The organism is Candidatus Limnocylindrus sp. (assembly GCF_040397235.1).
Lineage (GTDB): Bacteria > Chloroflexota > Limnocylindria > Limnocylindrales > Limnocylindraceae > Limnocylindrus.
Window position 1 is genome coordinate 117827 of sequence record NZ_JBBAWH010000001.1, and the last position, 19052, is coordinate 136878.

Sequence of the window (19052 nt, forward strand, 5' to 3'; positions counted from 1 at the left end):
AGATGCACACGGCGCCGCAGCGTTCGGCCGAGTAGAGGGGAGTTCGACATGATCTCAACCGGTGAACTGAAGAAGGGCGTCGTGATTGAGCTTGAGGGTGACCTCTGGCAGATCCTTGACTATCACCACATCAAGATGGGGCGTGGCTCTGCGCAGGTTCGCATTAAGTTCCGCAACGTTCGCAAGCAGTCCATCGTTGAGAAGACCTTCCAGGCGGGCGAGAAGTTCCCGCGCGCCACGATGGAGCGCCGCACGGCACAGTTCCTCTTCTCCGAGGGCGACGACTACACCTTCATGGATACAGAGACCTACGACCAGTTCGTGATCACCGCTACGCAGCTTGGAGATGCCAAGGACTACATCAAGGACGGCCTGCAGCTCGACCGCATCAGCTACGAGGGCGAGACGCTCGGCGTTGAGCTGCCGATCAACCTTGATCTCAAGGTCGCGGAAACCGATCCCGGCTTCGCTGGCGACACGGCGACTGGCACACGAAAGCCGGCAACCCTCGAGACAGGTCTGGTCGTCCAGGTACCGCTCTTCGTTAGCGTGGGTGACGTCATTCGCGTTGATACACGAACGGGCGAGTACCAGACGCGCGTCTGAACCAGTTTGACGCTCCCGTCGAGGCGCTCAGCGTCTCCGATGTCGCCGCCCGCATTAAGGAGCGCATCAGCGCCGACCCGTCGTTAACCGATTGTGTTGTCGTTGGCGAGGTGCAGAGTGCCATGCGCAGCTCCGCTGGACATGAGTACCTCACCCTTCGAGATGAAGAGTCCACACTCGATGTAGTTCGCTTCCGCGGAGCGATTCGTCCCGGTGAAGAGACGCCAGCGGTCGGCGAGATTGTTGTTGTCCGTGGCCGCATCGATCTCTATAGCCCGCGGAGCCGCTATCAGCTGGTCGCCACAACCGTGGAGCGAGCGGGTGGGATGGGCCTCCTCTCGCGAGAGCTTGAGGCACTGAAGCGCACGCTGCAGGCAGAGGGCCTCTTTGATACGGCCCGTAAGCGGCCGATCCCGCATGCGCCACGCGGCATTGGTCTGATCACCTCCACCTCTGGCGCTGTGCTGCACGACGTGTTGCGGGTGCTACGCCGCGAGGCGCCACTGGCTCGCTTGGTCGTTGTGCACACCGCGGTGCAAGGGGCTGGCGCACCCGAAGAGATCGCCAAGGCGATCGCACGAATTGACGCCTGCGCTGTGAAGGAGCGACGCAGCGGTCGCCCCGACGCGATCAGCGTGCTGCTCTTGGCGCGTGGTGGCGGATCGAGTGACGATCTTGGTGCCTTCAATGTTGAGGGGGTGCTGCGTGCCATCGCCGCCGCTGCAACCCCAATCGTCTCTGCGGTCGGGCACGAATCGGATGTGACCCTTGCTGATCTGGTGGCGGATCTGCGCGCTGGCACACCGAGCATCGGCGCCGCCGCACTTTCGAGTGATCTGCTGCAGTCGCGGCATGACGTCGCGCGGCTGCGTGATCGCGGCGGTAGAGCGCTGGCGTTTGCTGTCGACCGTGCCGAGCGTCGCCTGCACGAGGTGGCGCGAGCCCTTGATGATGTCAGTCCGCTCGACCGGATCGAGCGAGCGCAAGAGCGCGTCGCGCAGCTCTCCGATGACCTGACGCGCGCAGCCCTCGCGAGCCTCCAGGGGTCGGCGAACGCTCTCGGGCAGCTGAACCTCCTTCTCGGTGCCCTCTCACCCCTGCGGGTTCTCGCACGCGGATACGCGATTGTGGCGGGGGATGGGGGAAGGGCGGTACGCTCTTGGCGAGATGCTCCCCTTGGGGCGTCGTTACATATCCGCCTGGCCAAGGGTGCCGTTCGGGCAACCGTGACAGAGCGAGCGAAGGGGGTGGCAGATGGCGAAGCGTAAGGTCACCCCAGCACGTGGCGCCCGCCATGCAGACGCGAACGCCGCGCTTCCGGCGACCTTCGAGGCGACCGTTGCGGAACTTCGCTCCATCGTTGATGATCTTGAGACGAAAGATGCAGATCTTGAGGCTGCAGTAGGGCAGTACGAACGGGGCGTCACGCTCCAGAAGCACGCTGAGGCGCAGTTGCAGGCTGCACGCCTGCGAGTCGAAGAGCTGCTCCCAGATGGATCAACGGCGCTGACTGATGACGAAGAGGAGGACGAGGATGCCTGACGAAGGGGTCGCACTGCGCGCCGTTGGCGCCGACTCACTGCTCGCTCGCCTCGACGGCCCCGCCGGACTCAAGTCGCTCTCAAGCGCAGAGCTCGACCAGATCGCAGAGCAGCTTCGCACCGCCATCATCGCCACGACCGCCGTTACGGGCGGACACCTCGGGCCGAGCCTCGGCGTTGTGGAATTGACGGTCGCCCTTCACCGGGTGATGAACTCGCCGGTGGACCGCATCGTCTTTGACACCGGACACCAGGCGTACCCACATAAGTTGCTGACTGGCCGCCTTGCGCGGTTCGGTACGCTGCGACAACTCGGCGGCATCGGTGGCTTCCCACGACGCACCGAGTCTCCACACGATGTGTTTGATGGCGGGCATGCTGGCACCGGAATTTCGATCGGCCAGGGGCTGGCGTTAGCGCGCGATGTTCGCGGCAGCAACGAGAAGGTCGCGGTCATCGTTGGCGACGCGGCACTGATGAGCGGCCTCAGCCTGGAGGCACTCAACGATATTGGCGATCGCGGCACACCGCTGCTGATCGTGCTCAACGACAACGAGATGTCCATCTCGCCAACCGTCGGGGCAATCTCCACCTATCTCTCAAAGGTGAAGCTCTCAGGACGTTGGCGCGAGAGTAAGGGCTGGTACGACCGCACCATCTCGCGCGTGCCGCTCGTTGGCACGCAACTTGCTGCATGGTCGAAGAGCCTGCGCCGCTCCGTCGTCTCCTTCGTGCAAGAGCCAGGGCGCCTCTTTGAAGACCTCGGTATCACCTACGTCGGCGTGCTTGATGGGCACAACCGAGCGCAACTCGAAGAGGCGTTCGCGAAGGCCTTCACCATGAACGGCCCAGTGATCGTGCATGTGCGCACGCAGAAGGGTCGCGGCTATCGCCCAGCGGAGGTCGATCCAATCACCTTCCACGGCGCAGCACTCCCCAAGGTTCCGGTTGGCGCCACCGATAGCTACGGCAAGGCGGGTGCGGATCCAATCGCGACGCCGGCCAAGGTACCGAACTACACCTCATTCTTCGCCGCTGAGGTGGTTGCCGCCGCTGCGACCGACCGGCGCATTGTGGCCATTACGGCAGGGATGCCGACGGGGACCGGGCTCGACAAGTTCGCCACCGCCTATCCAGATCGCTTCTACGACGTGGGCATTGCCGAGCAGCACGCAATTGCTGCGGCGACCGGTATTGCCATGGGTGGTGGTCGTCCGGTGGTCGCGATCTACTCAACCTTCCTGCAGCGAGCGTGGGACCAGATCGTGCACGACGTCTGCCAGAACGATCAGCCGGTGTTGATCGGGGTGGACCGTGCGGGCCTGGTTGGCGAAGATGGCACGAGCCATCAGGGCATGTTCATGCTTACCGCCCAGCGTCAGATTCCACGGCTCCTTGTTGCATCGCCGAAGGATGAGCAGCAGCTGCGCTCGCTTGTTCGCACCGCGCTGGCACAAGATCACCCATTCGCCCTGCACTACCCACGCGACAGCGTGGTGGGCGTTCCAGAGGTAGCGCCAACGATCCTGCCTGTTGGGGTTTCAGAGGTGCTCGAAGAGGGGAACCAGATCGCGATCATGGCCTTTGGGCCAATCATTCAGCGCGTCGCGCCGATCGCCGCACGCCTGCGCGCCGAGGGAATCTCCGTCGCGCTCGTGAACGCCATCTGGGCAAACCCGCTTGATCACGCAATGGTGCGCCGCTACGGCGAGACCGCTGACTTGATCGTGACGCTTGAAGAGAGCGTTGAGGCTGGTGGATTCGGTAGTGCCGTTGTGGAGTCGCTCGCAGCGCACGAAGCGGCAACTGGCCGCCGCGTCAAGGCTTCTATCGCCACGATCGGGATCCCGGCTGGCAGCTTCGTTGACCACGGCAGCGTTGCCGATCTCCGCACGCTGATCGGCCTCGACGAGGCTGGGATTGAGCGCCGTATTCGGGCCGCCTGGAGCGCGCGCAACCAGTAACCCCCGCCGTTCGCTGTGCCGAGTGGACCCCTGCAGGGAACGCGAACGCTGTTTCCCATGTGCGATGATGTAGCCATGCGCCGCTTCGGTTTTGTCTACAACCCGACCAACGACCTTGCCCAAGAGGCGTGGGATGAGGCCGCCGGTTGGTGTGCCGCAAACGGCGTTGAGTGCTGGGGGCACGCGGCCGAAGAGGTTGCCGCTGTACGGTCAGCGCTCCCTGGCACCGAGGTCCTGATCTCATTCGGTGGTGACGGTACCTTCTTGCGTGCCGCCTCTTCCGTTGCCGGTACCACCACCCCGCTGCTCGGCGTCAACCTTGGCAAGATCGGATTCCTTGCGCGCGCTGAGGCGTTTCAGATTGAGCCGACCCTCGACGCCCTCCATGCCAAGCGTTGGACGACGCAGCCCCGCATGGCACTCCGCGCGACCATTCACCATGGTGACGGTCGCACCGAACAGCTCGATGCCCTGAACGACGTGGTCGTCGCTCGCGGTCGCCTTCCACGCGTCCTTCGGCTCGATGTCGCCGTTGGTGAGAGCCACCTGGCCACCTACATCGCTGACGGCGTGATCGTCTCCTCGCCAACTGGCTCAACCGGCTACTCATTCTCAGCCGGCGGTCCAATCCTTGAGCCTACGAGTCGAAACCTCATCGTGACGCCGATTGCCGCGTATCTTGCAACGCTGCGCTCCGTCACCGTCTCTGCAACACAAACCGTAACTTGTACGGTGGTGCAGGGCGAAGATGCGGTGGTCTCTATTGACGGTTGGATCGATCAGCCACTCAAGATTGGCGATCGCGTCTCCGTGACTGAAGCAGAGCAGCCAATCAACTTTGTTGAACTGCAGGGCGCCGCCCCATTCTGGGATCTTGTCCGCCAGAAGGTCGACCTCCTCCCACGGTGAGTGCGCCGAAGGGTTCGCATATTCGCGAGCTTGGCGTGGCGGGCCTCGCGATCATCGATGCGGTTCGTGTGGAATTTGGGCTCGGCCTCACCGTGCTCACCGGCGAGACTGGGGCGGGGAAGTCACTCCTCGTTGACGCTCTCGCGCTCGCGCGCGGTGGCCGCGGAGACTCAGGGGCCGTACGCGCCGGATCCGACCGCCTCCGTGTCGATCTGCAAATTTCAGCGCAGGGTCGCGACCAGCTCGCCGTTCGTGAGGTGTACGCCGAGGGGCGCTCCGTTGCCCGCATTGACGACGAGTTGGTGACAATCGGCCGCCTCGCTGGCGAGATCGGCCCACTCATTGATATTCATGGCCAACATGACCAGCAGCGCCTCGGTGACCCTGGGCGGCAGCGCGAGCTGCTCGACCGATGGTCGAAGGCCGAGGGGCATCGTGCCGAGGTCGCCAGCCTCATTCAGCAGCGCGGCACCCTGCACGAGGAGCTCCAAGGCCTCGGTGGCGATGACGCGCGTCGTCTCGCCCTTTTGGAAGTTGCGCGCACGGAGCGAGACGATCTTGAGGCCGCCGAGGTTCGCGAGGGCGAAGAGGCGGAGCTCAAGGAGGAGTTGCGTCGCGCCTCAAATAGCGAGCGCATCTCTGCCTTGCATGACGAGCTACGGGAGGCGTTGAACGAGGACCGCAGCGGCTTGCGAGCCCGCGCGGCGATCGCTGAACGGATTGCGCGAGAGTTGGCTCGGCTTGATGGCGACGCCGCAGCGCTGCAAGAGCGGGTCAGCGCACTCTCCATTGAGATCGACGACCTTGGGCGCGAAGCGGCGGGACTCACACCCTTCGCGGGAGGTGCGCGCAGCCTGGGTGAGCTTGAAGACCGGCTAGCTCTCCTGCTGGCGCTGCAGCGACGCTTCCGCACCGACGAGGCGGGTCTCCTTGTCGCGCTCACGCGTGCACGCGAAGAGGTGTCGCGTCTCGATGGCGCAGAGGAGCGCCGGAGCGAGATTACCGAGCAGCTCACTGCGCTCAACGCACGCATCGGCGAGGCCGCCACCGCACTTCGAACGGTGCGACGGGCGGGCGCCGCAACGCTGGCATCGGCGGTGAACGCAGCACTGACTGCGCTCGACCTGCCGTCAAGCTTCGCGATCCCGCTTGCGCCCCGCGGCGGCACAGATGGCGATCCACTCGTTGAGGGGGTGCCATGCGCCGTCGATCAGGGCGGCGGAGACGACGTTTCGTTCATGTTTGCCCCGAATGCGGGCGAGCCAGCCGGCCCCATTGCCAAGATTGCCTCTGGCGGCGAGTTGAGTCGAGTCTCGCTCGCGATTGAAGAGGCGCTCAGTGATGCAAGTGAGGCGCGCACCCTGGTCTTTGATGAGATTGACGCTGGACTTGGCGGGCGGGCGGGGGAGACTCTCGGGCGAAGCCTGCGTCGCATCTCTGCGCAGCACCAGGTCCTCTGCGTCACGCACCTGCCGCAGGTGGCGGCGCAAGCCGACATTCACCTGCGCGTCTCAAAGCGTGAGGTGGATGGTCGCACCCTGACGCAGGTGCAGCGCCTTACCGACGAGGAGCGGGTGGTAGAGCTTGCCGCAATGCTGGCCGGCGAAGGGGCTGGCAGCGGCGCAACCGCCGCCGCCAACGAACTCTTGGCCAACGCACGTCGCGGCCGCTAATGCCCACGGCGTCACGGAGCGAGATTGATCGCCTGATTGACTCCTGCATCCTCTATCTCGGAGTAGAACGAAACCTCGCGCCTCGCACCCTTGCTGCCTACCGCGGGGACTACCAGTCGTTTGCGGAATCACTCGGTGCGAGCGGTGCCTGGAAGAGTTCGGCCAAGGCGGCGCAGGAGTGGATCGCCCAGCCTGGCAACGCACTCTCCACCATGCGGCGGCGAGCTGCAGCGCTGCGCGTTCTCTATCGATTCGCTGAGGGCGAAGGGATCATCGCGCGCTCCATCAGTGATGAGATCGATCTGCCGCGATCGCGACGTACCCTGCCAACGGTGTTGGGCGTAGAAGAGGTTGAATGTCTACTGACGGCGCTGGGCACTCCCGCCGATGAGAGCGACATCGCTCGTGCGAATGCGGCGCGGAACCGCGCACTCGGTGAACTCCTCTACGGGTCGGGTGGTCGCGTCAGTGAGATCGTTGATCTGGACCTGGACTCCGTGGATCTAGATGATGGATCAGTCCGTCTCTTCGGTAAGGGTCGACGGGAGCGGATCGTGCCCATTGGGGAGCCAGCCCTCGATTCGATTCAGGCCTACCTCGGCCACTGGCGTGCGATTCATCAGCAGGCGCTGAGCCGTGCGAGCGGATCTGCCCCAGAGCCGAAGGCGCTCCTCTTGGCACGCGGCGGCGTGCGCTTGCGTAGAGAGTCGGCCTGGTCTGCGATTCGTACTGCTGCCGTGGCGGCAAGCCTCGGACGTGAGATCCACCCCCACACGCTGCGCCACTCGTTTGCGACGCACCTCCTCGATGGCGGGGCAGACCTCCGTGTGGTGCAGGAACTCCTCGGCCATGCTGATATCGCAACGACTCAGCTCTACACCCACCTGCTCGGGAGCCACGTGCGAGATTCGTATCGGAAGGCCCACCCGCGGGCCTAGGCAGCCCGCGAGGCGGTAGGATTCAGGGGTGAACGCTGTGACTAGTGCCCACCGACTCCAGCAGGTGCTTTCGCACCTTCAGGCGGTCGGCCGTCAGCAGGTGGCCCGCCTCGGCCTCGTCAAGCCGGTCGGCGCAGAGGGCGAGGCGCACCTCCGAGCCCTACGAGCGACACCGCGAGCGCGCCGCGCCTTCGCCGCTGCGCACCCAGCCGACCAGGCCTCTGCAACCCGTACCGCAGCCAGCCTTCGGCGCCTCGGCGCGAAAGGCGATGACCAGCTCGCAGCGCTCCTTCACGACCTTCCGAAGGGAGCGGTAGGACTTCTGCCCCGTGTGATCCATGTGCTTGAGGGCTCACCGGTAACAGGGCGGGCACGCGGCCCCTTCGCACGCGCGCGACAGACGTTGCGCCTCCACGCATCGGTCGCACCTACGCACGCAGCCAAGCTCGGCGCTTCGAGGGGCACCATCGCGATCTTGCGAGAGCTGGCGCGCCAGGAGTCAAGCTCTGCTCATCGAGGGCGGGCCGCTGGAATTGATGCACGCGTTCGTCTGCTCCTTGATCTTGATAGCGGTGTGACGCGATGAGTGGTCGCGGCATCGCAGAGGGCTTCGAGCTCCCTGACCCATCGGTCCCCGACATTGAGGGGGTTATCTTCCGCAGGGAGCAGGGCGGGCTCTTCGGACGAACGCGCTCATACGTGGCGCTCGGGGAGTTCAGCGGTCCGTACGGTCTACTGCTCGCCCTGATTGAGCGCGATGAGTTGGATGTGCGTCGTGTTCCGCTCGCGGGGTTTGCTGATGAGTTCCTGCGCTACTTCGCGGAGATCCCTGATGATCGACTAGAGACACTCTCGTCGTTCGTCTCGGTGGCGGCGCAGCTCATTGTGCTTAAGAGCCGCGCACTCTTGCCACGTCCGATCGCTGCCGCTCCAGATCTGGTGAATGATCTCGACGTTGAGGATGAGGCCGATACGCTACGCATTCGGTTGTTGCGTTACCGGGTCTTCCGTGATGCGGCGCGGGTCTTGGGTGATCGTCTGACGCAGCCGCTCTGGTACCGCGAGCCCCCAACGCGCCAGCTGTCTGGCCCGAAGGCGGCGCCAGTAGAGCCAATCGTGCCAACGAAGTCAGACCCGAAGCGGCTCCTACGCGCGATGGTGCGCATCGCCCTGCGACGCAAGCCGCTCGCCGCCCTCTCCACAGTTCCTGTCGGAATAAAGATCTCCATTGGCGAACGCCTGTCGGCCATCCGTGAGGCGGTCCGGCTGAGCGGCGAGGTGGGGGTGGATCTTGAGACCCTTCTCGGCGACCGGCAGGACCGATCGCTCATCGCCGTGACATTCTTAGCCCTCCTAGAACTCGCCAAGCGGCGAGAAGTCGAGGTGCGTCAGGATGCGCTGTGGGGACCAATCACAATTCTGCAGGGGGTGAGCGAATGAGCGATGAACGAGAGAGCGTTGCCGCAGCGCCTTGGGTGGCCACGGTCGAAGATCTTGAGGCACTCCTCTTCGTCGTTGATCGTCCTATCACCCGGCGAGAGGCTGCGAAGCTCCTTGAGGCGTCGAAGAGCGATCTCGATCGTCTCGTAACGGCGCTCACCACGAACCTTGCGCAGCGCGGTATCACCCTGATCACCCATGGCGACGAGCTGCAGCTGGCTAGTGGCGCAGATCAGGCGCGAGCGGTGCTCGCCTGGGTCGGCACCGGAGGCTCTGACCTCACGGCCGCCCCGCTAGAGACGCTCGCCGTCATCGCCTATCGCCAGCCGGTCACCAAGGGCGGCATCGAAGAGATTCGTGGCGTCGATGCAGACTACGCCCTTCGCGTGCTCCTTGAGCGAGGGCTCATCGAAGAGGCCGGGCGCTTGGAGACTGCCGGGCGTCCGATTCGCTACGCAACGACGCTTGAGTTCCTCCGCCGATTCGGTCTCGGCTCGCTGGCCGATCTTCCGGCGCTTGAGGGCGATGCCGAGGCACTTCGTCACCTTGATCTGCGCAGTGAGGCCCTCGACTCTTCAACAGCGCGTGGCGACGAAGCTGATGTCGATACCGGAGCACCGAGCACCCCTGCGCAAGAGGACGCCGCAACTGACTGATCTGATTCGGGTCAACGTCCTTGTTGCCGAACGCTCTGGCCTCTCTCGTCGCGGTGCCGACACGGCCATCGCCGGAAATCGCGTCACTACGGCGGGGCGCGCCGTGGCGCTGGGGGAGCGACTGGACGCCCTTGCCCCCCTTGAGCTCGATGGCAAGGTCCTCGTAGCGAAGCCGCGCCCCTCGGTGGAGAGTGGGGACGAGTTGGGTGGCGCAGAGGTGTTCGCCTGGTATAAACCGGTGGGCGTCACCACCACGCACGCCGACCTGTACGCCACAGTGACCCTGCCACAAGCGTTAACGCCTGCGCTTGGCGCCGAGCGCGCCGCGCGCATGCTCTCAATCGGGCGACTCGATCGAGAGAGCGAAGGGCTGCTGCTGCTCACAGAGGAGCGTCGCGTCGTCTCGCCACTCGCGCACCCTCGTGCCGGCCTGCGTCGAGCTTATGCCGCGGCAACCAAGGCGATGGTTGCGGAGGCCGAGTTTCAACGGCTGCGCGCAGGCATCCGACTCACCGATGGCTGGGCGCATGCGATCGAGGCGCGTGGCGTTCACCGTGATGACGATCTTCCAGAAGATGTGCGCGGTGGTGACATGGACCCGGGCCAGTGGAGCTTCATCTCGATTGGGGAGGGGCGACACCATGAGGTTCGCCGTCTGTATGGCGCGATCAGTCACCCCGTCCTGCGCCTGATCCGTGTCGGATACGGGCCGGTACGCCTCGGCGGGCTGACTCCCGGCGAACTGCGCCTAATCACCGCATCTGAACGACAGGAGCTCACGCGCGCGCTCGTCGCAGCGCCAAAGAGCAAGGCGCGACCGGTCGCACCCACGAGCAGATAGTGCGCATCGCTATTGACGGCCCAGCCTCGAGTGGGAAGAGCAGTGTCGGTCGGCTCGTAGCGGAGGAGCTCGGCATTGGATTTCTTGACACGGGCCTGCTCTATCGTGCAATTACCCGACGCGCCATTGATCTCGGTTGGTTGACGGCTCCCGTTACGGCGGCTGATGTGGATGGCGCCGCCTACGAGCAGGTGCGACGCGACCTCACAGAGTTAGCCCGCACCACCGACGTACAGGGGAGCGGGTTGAGTTTCACCATGGTGGTTCACGGCGTGACCCTTGCAGATTCTCAGCTTGAAGCGGCAGACGTTGAGCTCTACGTTCCGGCGGTCGCATCAATCGCGAGCGTGCGAGATGCCCTTCGTGCGGTGCAGCGAAACGTTGCGAGTCGTGGCGGGTCAGTCCTTGTTGGCCGTGACATCGGCACGGTGGTGCTCCCCGACGCAGAGTGCAAGATTTTCCTCGATGCGACCGCGGAGGAACGGGCAAGGCGGCGTGCCCTGCAGCGCAGCTTTGCGGTTGGCTCGTCGGAGCACCAGGCGATCCTCACCAGCCTGATTGCGCGCGACGCCGAGGATCGGGCTCGCCCCGTCGCCCCACTGGTTGCGGCGGCTGATGCCATCACCATTCACACCGATCAGATGGCGCTCGCCGATGTGGTGCAGCGGGTCGTGGCTGAGGCACGCAAGGTCGCGCGATGACGAGTGAGCGCATCCCGCTCGGCATGCGCCTATCGGAACGATTTGGCCGGTGGGCGATTCAGCGTCTGGCTGGCGAGATTGTGGTGAGCGGCCTCGAGCGAATCCCCGCGACAGGGGCGGTGTTGCTCGCCTCAAATCACATCTCGTGGGTTGATCCAGTCCTACTCGCCTGCTGGCTCACCCCCGCGATCGGTCGCCCGATGACCTGGATGGGGAAGGCGGAGGCGATGCGCTGGCCGCTGGTCGGCTGGTTCCTGCGGGTGAACGGTGTCTTTGGGGTTCGACGCGGCGCCGCCGACCTCGAGGCGTTCCGGTTGGCCGAACGCATCCTCAGCGAAGGGCGGATCCTCGGCATCTATCCAGAGGGGACACGCTCGCCCGACGGCATCCTGCGCCCGTTTCGTGATGGGGCGGCGCTCCTCGCACTACGGAGCGGCGTCCCCGTACTGCCAGTTGCGGTCACGGGCACAGACGGCCTCTGGCGGAAGGGCTCCCTGATCCCGCGTCGCGTCCCCCGCGTCACCCTGACCATTGGGGAGCCTGTGGAGATTCCTCGCGCGGAAGGGTCACGGCCCGAGCTCGCCGCGGTGAGTGGCGCCATCCACGGTGCCGTCGCAGCCCTCCTTCCTCAGGCGAATCGGCCCTAGGGGCGGGGTGCGCGATAATGCCCAGGTGGGAAGTGTTGAGAACATTGTTATCGCGAAGCGCACCGGCGTCTGCTATGGCGTCCGTGAGGCCATAGATAAAGCCAAGATCGCCAGCGCCTCCGGAAAAGATACCCATACCCTCGGGCATGTCGTTCACAACGAGGGGCTGATTGCCGACCTGCGTGCCCGCGGCATAAAGAACGTTGACCACCTTGATGAGGTCGCTTCGGGCACCGCCGTTGTCATTCGCGCACATGGGGTAACCCCCGAGGTACTCGGGCGTGCGGCAGAGCGCGGGCTTGAGGTGATTGACGGCACCTGCACCTGGGTGACGCAAGAGCACCGCGAACTCGCTCGACTCGTTGAAGAGGGGTACGACATCGTTCTCCTTGGCACGCCGAATCACCCAGAGGTTGTCGGCCTCCTCGGGTTTGCACCAAACGCCATTCTGGTCGACGAAGAGGAGGACTGGGCCTCCATTCCGCGTCGGAAGCGCATGGCCCTGATCACCCAATCCACCCAGCCACCATGGAAGTTTGAGCGCCTGGCAGCATTCCTAGTCTCACGATGCCATGAACTCAAGGTGATCAACACGGTCTGCCCCGTCACGATTCGCCGCCAGGAGGACACCATTGCGATCGCGCGCGAGGTGCAGCTGATGATCGTCGTCGGCGGCACACGGAGCGCCAACACGAAGGAGCTCACGCGCCTTTGTGAGATCAGTGGCACGCACGCCGTTCAAATCGAGTCTGCGCAGGGACTCACTGACCCTGACCTGTTTGCAAACATCCACACCGTTGGCATCACCGGCGGCACCAGCACCCCGATTGAGGATCTTGAGCGAGTCGCACTCAAGATTGCCGAACTCGGGGGCACCGATCACGTCCGCACAAATGCGGCATCCATCGCCCGCGCAGCCCTGGAGGCTGCCGCGACGCCGCAATACCGCACCACCTCTATTTCGAGCGGCGCACCAGGATGAATGAGGATGAGCTCGAGCCAGAGGTCGAGGTTGAGTCTTTGCCGCGTCGTCTGCCACTTGTCGCACTGGTTGGTCGCCCGAACGTAGGGAAGAGCACCCTCTTCAATCGCTTTGTTGGTGAGCGCCGTGCGGTCGTTGAGGATCGCGCCGGTACCACCCGCGATCGACTCATCGGCATCGTCGAATGGAATGGGATGCGCTTTCGTGTGGTGGATACGGGCGGTATGCAGCCCGCCGTTGGTGATCCGATTGAGATTGGGGTGCAAGACCAGGCGCGCATCGCCGTGGCCGCTGCCGACCTGATTCTGCTGCTCGTGGATGCAGCGACTGGCCCGAATCCTGGCGACGCCGAAGTGGCGCAGCTGCTACGCCGCAGTGGCAAGCCGATCATCCTTGTAGCGAACAAGGCGGACAACATTGAGCGCGATCGCGCCGCCCAGGAGTTCTCAATCCTCGGGTTCGACCGCCTTCATACGGTCAGCGCGCAGCATGGGATCGGTTCGGGTGATCTGCTTGACGTGATCGTTGAGCGACTTGAAGCGCTCCCAGAAGATGCGGGAACCCCCTATATCGAGGGCGATGTGACTGTCGCGATCGTGGGACGGCCGAACGTCGGCAAGTCGAGCCTCCTCAACAAACTTATCGGTAGTGAACGCACGGTAGTGAGCGAGGTCGCCGGCACCACTCGCGACGCCATTGATGAGACGCTGCTGCACGCAGGGCGTCAGGTCACCCTCGTTGACACTGCGGGCATTCGAAAGCGTGGCAAGGTCGCCTCTGGGCCTTCGGCAGACAAGTGGGCAACCGTGCGCTCTGTGCGCGCGCTCGACCGCGCCGACGTCGCGCTGCTCCTCATCGACGCCTCGACCGGCCTCCAGGCGCAAGATCTACACATTGCAGGCTCAGTGATCGACGCCGGGAAGGGTCTCGTGCTGGTGTTGAACAAGTGGGACTTGATTGAGAAGGACGGCTTCACCTTCGACGAGATCGAGGGGAAGCTTCGTCGCCAGGCACCATTCCTCGATTTTGCTCCGCTCGTCTCCATCTCAGCGGTGACTGGGTTGCGAGCGACGAAGGTGCTGGACGCTGCGGTTGCCGCCGCCGACGCGCGGAATTTGCGCATCCCGACCGGGGTGCTGAACCGCCTGATCGCTGAGGCGGTGGCCCGCCAGGAGCCGGCCCATAGCGGCAGCAAGCGACCGAAGATTCTCTACGCAGCCCAGGCCTCGACACCACCCCCAACATTCGTGGTCTTCGCACGAAATGCCGCTCAGGTGCACTTCACCTGGCAGCGCTTCCTGGAGAATCAGATCCGCGAGAAGTACCCCCTCATGGGGACGCCTATTCGTATCGTCGTCCGTGAGCGGGAGGCCGAAGAGGGGCGAGAGCGTGGTCGCTCCTCGCGCTCAACCAAGCGTGCACCTGCAAAGGCGAAGCCAGCCTCACGCGAATGAGCACCATCCGCATTCTCGGCGCTGGAGCATGGGGGACCGCACTTGCGCTCCTCTGGAGCCAGGAGCAGGGTGAGGGTCGGCCAGTCCCCGCCATTGAACTACTCGCACGAACCACTGACGAAGCGGCGCTCCTGCGCAGCGCACGCGTCAACGCACGACGCCTCCCCGGTGTTGCGTTGCCAGCCTCGATCAACATCTTCAGCACCACCGATCTGCTTGCCACGTTGAGTGCCGAAGACACCTTCGTGGTCACCATCCCTTCCACGGAGCTCGATCTAGAGACAAGCAAGCGAATTGTGGGGGCTGCCGGAAACGCACCAACGGTGATCGCTTCGAAAGGACTGTCACTGAACGGTGCTCGCCCCTCAGAACTGCTGATCGCGGCAGGTGCGGACTCGGAGCGCCTCGCCGTCTTGTCTGGCCCCAACCTCGCCAGCGAGATCGCTTTTGGGAGGCCTGCTGCGGCCGTACTCGCTGGGCCAACCCATCTTGTGGAGTCGCTGCGCACACGGCTGTTTCGACCGACGCTGCGTCTCTACCTTACGGACGACGTGATTGGTGTTGAGATCAGTGGGGCACTCAAGAACGTTATCGCCATCGCTGTGAGTGCTGTCCGTGCGCTGGGGTATGGCGAGAACGCCGCAGCGGCGCTCCTTTCGCGGGGCGTTGCTGAGATGGCACGCCTGGCTGAAGCGTGCGGCGGTCGCACAGAGACCGCCTGCGGACTCGCTGGCGTTGGTGACCTAGTTGTCACCTCATCAAACACCGGTTCGCGCAATGCAAAGCTCGGCGCGCTCCTCGCGAGCGGCATGAGCGTGCAGGCTGCGGTCGACAAGATTGGCGCAACGGTGGAGGGGATCGGCACTGCGCACGGTGCCCTGCAACTTGCAGCTGCGCACAAGTTAGAGATGCCGATTACGGCAGCGGTTGTTGCGGCGATCAGCGGAGGGACGACCATAGAGGTGATTGCACGCGCGCTGCTCGGTCGCTCACCAGCGGGGGAGTGGCGCTAGGCTTCCTGATAGACTGCCAAAAGTTTGGGCTCGCTCGGGGAGTGGCGCATCTTGGCAGCGCGCTTGCATGGGGTGCAAGAGGTCGTTGGGTCGAATCCAGTTGCCCCGACTACATTTGCAATAGAAAAGGCCCGGGGTTTCCCCCGGGCCTTTTCCTGTATCCGAACCCGGCGGATGCCCGCCGGAAGGGGATTACTTCGAAGAACCGTTCTTCAGGGTTGCGATCTTCCAAATGAGGAGACCGTAGCCCGGCTTGGCCAGGATGTCGGCAATCGTGTAACCAATCTCCTTGATCACAACTCCGTCACCAACGGTCAGGCCGATGCTGGTTGCGATCGTTGGGATCAGATACGCGATTGGGTAGACGCCCCACGTGGCGATCAAGACAACGCGCAGGATCTTGAAGATTCCCTGAATCTCCTTGGTCTGCTTCTTGACCGACACCGCCAGTGCGCCGAAGAGATCTCGCAAGATCAGGACAAAGAAGACCGTGCTAATTGCGCCCCAAATGGTGCGGTCTGAGGTCAGGACTACGGTGGTCTGCTTGTCCATTTCGCCGATGTAGCCTGTCGCGATCATCAAGAACGCGTAGACGACGTTGCGAGTAATGAGCTTGCTCTCAACGTTCTTGTCGAGACGCAATACGATGATGAGCTCTGCAACGAGGAGTGGCACGGTGAGGAGCCAGTCAACGTAACGGTATGACTCGTTGAAGGCAGATCCTGCCGCCTGTGCTACCCAGCTGTCATAGAGGCGCACGTAGTGGTAGAGCGCGATCAGCACAATGGTTGCGCCGATCGTGACTGCCATCCGGTTTCCTTCCTTCAACGATCCGCGAACGGATACGAAGAAGAAGAAGCTTGCGCCCATCGCCGCAATGGCGAGGGACATAAAGTTTGCTACCAATTGATATGCGTCCTGCGGACTCATCAATGGACCTCCACTATTGTTTTGCGACCTCTTCGGATCGCTGTGGATAAGTATCGCAAATTTTTGGCGGCATGTTGTGATATCTCAATATATCGCAACTGTTACACTTTTCTGTAACAAATGCGACTCTCCACAGGCTCGTAGGAGGCGCTAGGCTGCGGGGGAGCGAAAGGGGGAGCCATGCCAGCAATTTCAGAGCTCACGCGCATCGAGCCGGTCCATCTGGCGCGCCTCGAGGCGCAGGGGATCTTCACCACGGGGCTGCTTTTGGAGCGCACGGAGACCCCCACCCGCCGCCAAACCCTGGCAGACCAGACCGACGCCTCGACCGCCGACGTAGCCGAGTGGCGCGATGAGGCGCTCCTGCTCAATCTCGCCTTCTTTGGGCCGGCTGAGCACGAACTCCTGGCCCAGGCGGGCTATGGCGGCGTCGAAACCCTTGCCGCAGCCCCGTGGGAACAGTTCCAGGCTGTCGTGATGACGACAGCAGAGACGTATGGCCTGCCACTCCCTGACCCGCTCTCCCTCCGCTCGTGGTGGGAGCAGGGGCAGGTCCTCGCCGACGCGTGAAGCCCCTCCGCCGCCTCTTGCGGCGGGCGCTCCTTGCCCTCGCCGCTGCAGCCCTGACGATTGCCGCGACGACGGCGATCTTCCTCACGCCCCCCGTCGTGCACCTCTTGTTGCGGGTGAGCGACGCCCCAGCGGTGCTCGGGGTGGAGCCAGCCGTGGCCGACGCGCTCTCAGACGCTCTGGTCGGGGATCTGCTCACCGACGGCGCCTTAGACGTCCCGCTTGGCGATGACCCCCTCCTCTCCGCCGGGGAGCGCTCGCACCTGGTTGATGTCGGAGGCCTCCTTCGGGCAGTGCTCGTTGCTGGGCTCGGTGGGCTGCTCGTTTTGACTCTCGCTCGCCTTCGCCGCCGTGCCTGGCTACGGGTGGCGATTCGCGACGGCGCGGCGCTCATTGTCGGCGGTGCCCTCGTTGCCGCCGCCGCCTTCACGCTCGCCTTTGATGCAACGTTCTCCCTCTTCCACGGACTCTTCTTTGCCGCGGGAACATGGACCTTCAATCCCGCGACGGACCGACTGGTGCAGCTCTACCCAGAGTCCTTCTGGATTTTGGCGGCGCTCCTCTTCTGCCTCGCTCTCGCGGCGATCTCGCTCATCTCGTATCGGATCACGGCGCGCACACGGTGATGGGCGCCGCCTACCTCGCCCTTATCGCACTCTCAGCCATCGGGGTGCACGGCCTCGTCAAGCGATTCGCCCTCCCAGTGACGCGCCAGGTGCTCCTGCCAGTGGCAGCCATCACCACGGTGGCCTTCCTGCTCGTTGATGCCGTCGGCATTTGGCGCGGCTGGTTTGTCACGCCACTCTCCGCAACACTGCTGATGCTCCCCGGTCGTGGTGCGCTTGATGCAGGGCTGCCGATCGAAGAGGCCCCACTTCTCGCTGCGCTCGCCGCCCTCGTCGTGGTGCTCATGAGCATCGGCGAGCCTCGCGGAGGAGGGCGGGAGGCGAAGCTTTCAGCAAGTCGGATCGGCGCGGCAATCCTGTTTGGGCTCTTCGTATCAGGGGGAGCGCTCCTCGCGGATATTGGTGGCGAATACACGGCGGCAACTGCAGGACTCGCGGCTGGGGCGCTGCTCCTTGCTGCGCCACTTCTTGCCCGCAGCCAGGCGAGTCGTTGGAGCGTCGCCATATTCCTCGGGCTGACGCTGATCTTTGACAACGCTATGTGCGCCGCAGGTTTGTTTGATTATCCAAGCGGGCCGCGTTCGGGGGTGATGCTCGGGTTTGCACCCATCGAAGATCTGCTCTACGCAGCAGCGTTTGCCCTGTTCGCTGCGCAACTGACGGCATCAGCTCGCGCAACGAAGGATCGCTGGTGGCGGCTGCTCTTAGCTTCGCGCCCAGTTTCGTGGATCAACACCGCGCTACCGTTCGCCGGTGGCGCGCTCGCCGCTGGGGCGGGGGAGGCGGTCGGGGCATGGTTCTTGCCGCTCGTCCTCTGGTGGGGCGTCGCCTACAACCTCTATCTCTATGGCATCAACGATCTCTACGATTTGGCTACCGATCGAAAGAACCCGCGCAAGGGTGGTGCCGAGGGTGCGCTGCTGCAGAACGGCGATCTGCCAACGCTGCGACGCCTCCTCCTCTTTGCGTCAGGCACAGCTGCGCTCTTCCTGCTAACGGGCACCACCACCGTTCCAATCATGTGCCTGATCGGCATCGCCTTCGCGACGGCGTACAGCGCGCCATGGTTCGTCCGCGCTCGTGCTGTCCCGATCTTGGATGCGGCGATCTCTGCTACGCACTTCGTGATCCCTGCAGTTGCCGGTCTCGCACTCGGCGGTGCGTTTGATCAGTCCTGGGTTGCGCCGCTGGCGGCCTTCTTCTTCTGGAACATGGGGAGCCATGTAGTGGGAGCGTTGCAGGATGTTGATGCGGATCGACGGAGTCGGATTGCGACGGTCGGAACTCTTCTTGGCGTTCGTGGCGGGGGGTGGTTCGCCATCTCGCTCTACGCCGTGGCGGGGCTCCTCCTGCTCGCTCAAGGCGAACCGCTTCAGCGCATTGCGGCGCTCTTGCCGCTGGCGAGCATCCTCTCGCTTCTGCCGCTGATCGCCGGCCGCCCAACGCATCAGGCGGCGCGCTCCGCATGGCGCCGATTCATGTTGCTGAACCTCTTCCTCGGTGCCGGAGCCGCTATGCTGATCATCCGCAGCCTCGTTGGCGCCGCGTAGCAGTAGTATGC

General features: G+C 64.0%; 20 protein-coding genes and 1 tRNA gene. 20 read left to right on the forward strand and 1 reads right to left on the reverse strand.

Features of this window, described 5'->3' with window-relative positions; translation table 11 throughout:
* The first annotated feature begins 48 nt into the window (after positions 1 to 48).
* The 17 genes from efp to AC3LB0_RS00695 all read left to right on the forward strand — a co-directional run bounded on the left by efp (position 49) and on the right by AC3LB0_RS00695 (position 15474).
* Positions 49 to 606, forward strand: coding sequence for an elongation factor P (efp, locus tag AC3LB0_RS00615; RefSeq protein ID WP_488649243.1), 558 nt, complete (start codon positions 49 to 51; stop codon positions 604 to 606).
* Complete coding sequence (gene xseA / locus AC3LB0_RS00620; RefSeq protein WP_488649425.1) at positions 603 to 1874, forward strand: exodeoxyribonuclease VII large subunit; 1272 nt, start codon at positions 603 to 605, stop codon at positions 1872 to 1874. The genes efp and xseA overlap by 4 nt, the downstream gene beginning before the upstream one ends.
* Positions 1861 to 2148: an exodeoxyribonuclease VII small subunit gene (gene xseB, locus AC3LB0_RS00625; RefSeq protein ID WP_488649244.1), complete on the forward strand. Its 288-nt coding sequence runs from the start codon at positions 1861 to 1863 to the stop codon at positions 2146 to 2148. The genes xseA and xseB overlap by 14 nt, the downstream gene beginning before the upstream one ends.
* Complete coding sequence (gene dxs / locus AC3LB0_RS00630; RefSeq protein ID WP_488649245.1) at positions 2141 to 4111, forward strand: 1-deoxy-D-xylulose-5-phosphate synthase; 1971 nt, start codon at positions 2141 to 2143, stop codon at positions 4109 to 4111. Before xseB ends, dxs begins: the two co-directional genes overlap by 8 nt.
* Positions 4112 to 4168: 57 nt before the next feature.
* Positions 4169 to 5020, forward strand: a complete 852-nt coding sequence (locus AC3LB0_RS00635; protein WP_488649246.1) for an NAD(+)/NADH kinase — start codon at positions 4169 to 4171, stop codon at positions 5018 to 5020.
* Complete coding sequence (locus tag AC3LB0_RS00640) at positions 5017 to 6693, forward strand: DNA repair protein RecN (protein WP_488649247.1); 1677 nt, start codon at positions 5017 to 5019, stop codon at positions 6691 to 6693. The genes AC3LB0_RS00635 and AC3LB0_RS00640 overlap by 4 nt, the downstream gene beginning before the upstream one ends.
* Positions 6693 to 7631, forward strand: coding sequence for a tyrosine-type recombinase/integrase (locus tag AC3LB0_RS00645; RefSeq protein WP_488649248.1), 939 nt, complete (start codon positions 6693 to 6695; stop codon positions 7629 to 7631). Before AC3LB0_RS00640 ends, AC3LB0_RS00645 begins: the two co-directional genes overlap by 1 nt.
* Before the next feature lie 28 nt (positions 7632 to 7659).
* Positions 7660 to 8217: a hypothetical protein gene (locus AC3LB0_RS00650; RefSeq protein WP_488649249.1), complete on the forward strand. Its 558-nt coding sequence runs from the start codon at positions 7660 to 7662 to the stop codon at positions 8215 to 8217.
* Positions 8214 to 9071 (forward strand): segregation and condensation protein A, encoded by an 858-nt coding sequence (locus AC3LB0_RS00655; RefSeq protein ID WP_488649250.1) that lies wholly within the window; start codon positions 8214 to 8216, stop codon positions 9069 to 9071. The genes AC3LB0_RS00650 and AC3LB0_RS00655 overlap by 4 nt, the downstream gene beginning before the upstream one ends.
* Complete coding sequence (gene scpB, locus AC3LB0_RS00660) at positions 9068 to 9727, forward strand: SMC-Scp complex subunit ScpB (RefSeq protein ID WP_488649251.1); 660 nt, start codon at positions 9068 to 9070, stop codon at positions 9725 to 9727. The genes AC3LB0_RS00655 and scpB overlap by 4 nt, the downstream gene beginning before the upstream one ends.
* Positions 9672 to 10568, forward strand: coding sequence for a pseudouridine synthase (locus AC3LB0_RS00665; protein WP_488649252.1), 897 nt, complete (start codon positions 9672 to 9674; stop codon positions 10566 to 10568). The genes scpB and AC3LB0_RS00665 overlap by 56 nt, the downstream gene beginning before the upstream one ends.
* Positions 10568 to 11269: a (d)CMP kinase gene (cmk, locus tag AC3LB0_RS00670; protein ID WP_488649253.1), complete on the forward strand. Its 702-nt coding sequence runs from the start codon at positions 10568 to 10570 to the stop codon at positions 11267 to 11269. The genes AC3LB0_RS00665 and cmk overlap by 1 nt, the downstream gene beginning before the upstream one ends.
* Entirely contained in the window at positions 11266 to 11916 is a 651-nt protein-coding gene (locus AC3LB0_RS00675; protein ID WP_488649254.1) for a lysophospholipid acyltransferase family protein, read from the forward strand. Before cmk ends, AC3LB0_RS00675 begins: the two co-directional genes overlap by 4 nt.
* Positions 11917 to 11941: 25 nt before the next feature.
* On the forward strand, positions 11942 to 12898 hold the full coding sequence (gene ispH, locus AC3LB0_RS00680) for a 4-hydroxy-3-methylbut-2-enyl diphosphate reductase (RefSeq protein WP_488649255.1): 957 nt from the start codon (positions 11942 to 11944) through the stop codon (positions 12896 to 12898).
* The gene (gene der, locus AC3LB0_RS00685; RefSeq protein ID WP_488649256.1) at positions 12895 to 14352 is read left to right on the forward strand and encodes a ribosome biogenesis GTPase Der; all 1458 of its coding nucleotides are present in this window, start codon (positions 12895 to 12897) and stop codon (positions 14350 to 14352) included. Before ispH ends, der begins: the two co-directional genes overlap by 4 nt.
* Positions 14349 to 15365 (forward strand): NAD(P)H-dependent glycerol-3-phosphate dehydrogenase, encoded by a 1017-nt coding sequence (locus tag AC3LB0_RS00690; RefSeq protein WP_488649257.1) that lies wholly within the window; start codon positions 14349 to 14351, stop codon positions 15363 to 15365. The genes der and AC3LB0_RS00690 overlap by 4 nt, the downstream gene beginning before the upstream one ends.
* 35 nt (positions 15366 to 15400) lie before the next feature.
* Positions 15401 to 15474: transfer RNA gene (locus tag AC3LB0_RS00695), tRNA-Pro, on the forward strand.
* A gap of 83 nt (positions 15475 to 15557) precedes the next feature.
* On the opposite strand, the gene AC3LB0_RS00700 is transcribed toward AC3LB0_RS00695, so the two are convergent.
* Positions 15558 to 16295 (reverse strand): bacteriorhodopsin, encoded by a 738-nt coding sequence (locus AC3LB0_RS00700; RefSeq protein ID WP_488649258.1) that lies wholly within the window; start codon positions 16293 to 16295, stop codon positions 15558 to 15560.
* Positions 16296 to 16475: 180 nt separating this feature from the next.
* On the opposite strand from AC3LB0_RS00700, the gene AC3LB0_RS00705 reads away from it, so the two are divergent.
* From AC3LB0_RS00705 to AC3LB0_RS00715, 3 genes are read left to right on the forward strand one after another with little or no spacing between them, the layout of a single operon-like run.
* Entirely contained in the window at positions 16476 to 16865 is a 390-nt protein-coding gene (locus AC3LB0_RS00705) for a DUF4332 domain-containing protein (protein WP_488649259.1), read from the forward strand.
* The gene (locus AC3LB0_RS00710) at positions 16862 to 17491 is read left to right on the forward strand and encodes a lipoprotein intramolecular transacylase Lit (protein ID WP_488649260.1); all 630 of its coding nucleotides are present in this window, start codon (positions 16862 to 16864) and stop codon (positions 17489 to 17491) included. The genes AC3LB0_RS00705 and AC3LB0_RS00710 overlap by 4 nt, the downstream gene beginning before the upstream one ends.
* Positions 17491 to 19041 (forward strand): prenyltransferase, encoded by a 1551-nt coding sequence (locus tag AC3LB0_RS00715; RefSeq protein ID WP_488649426.1) that lies wholly within the window; start codon positions 17491 to 17493, stop codon positions 19039 to 19041. Before AC3LB0_RS00710 ends, AC3LB0_RS00715 begins: the two co-directional genes overlap by 1 nt.
* Positions 19042 to 19052: the final 11 nt, after the last annotated feature.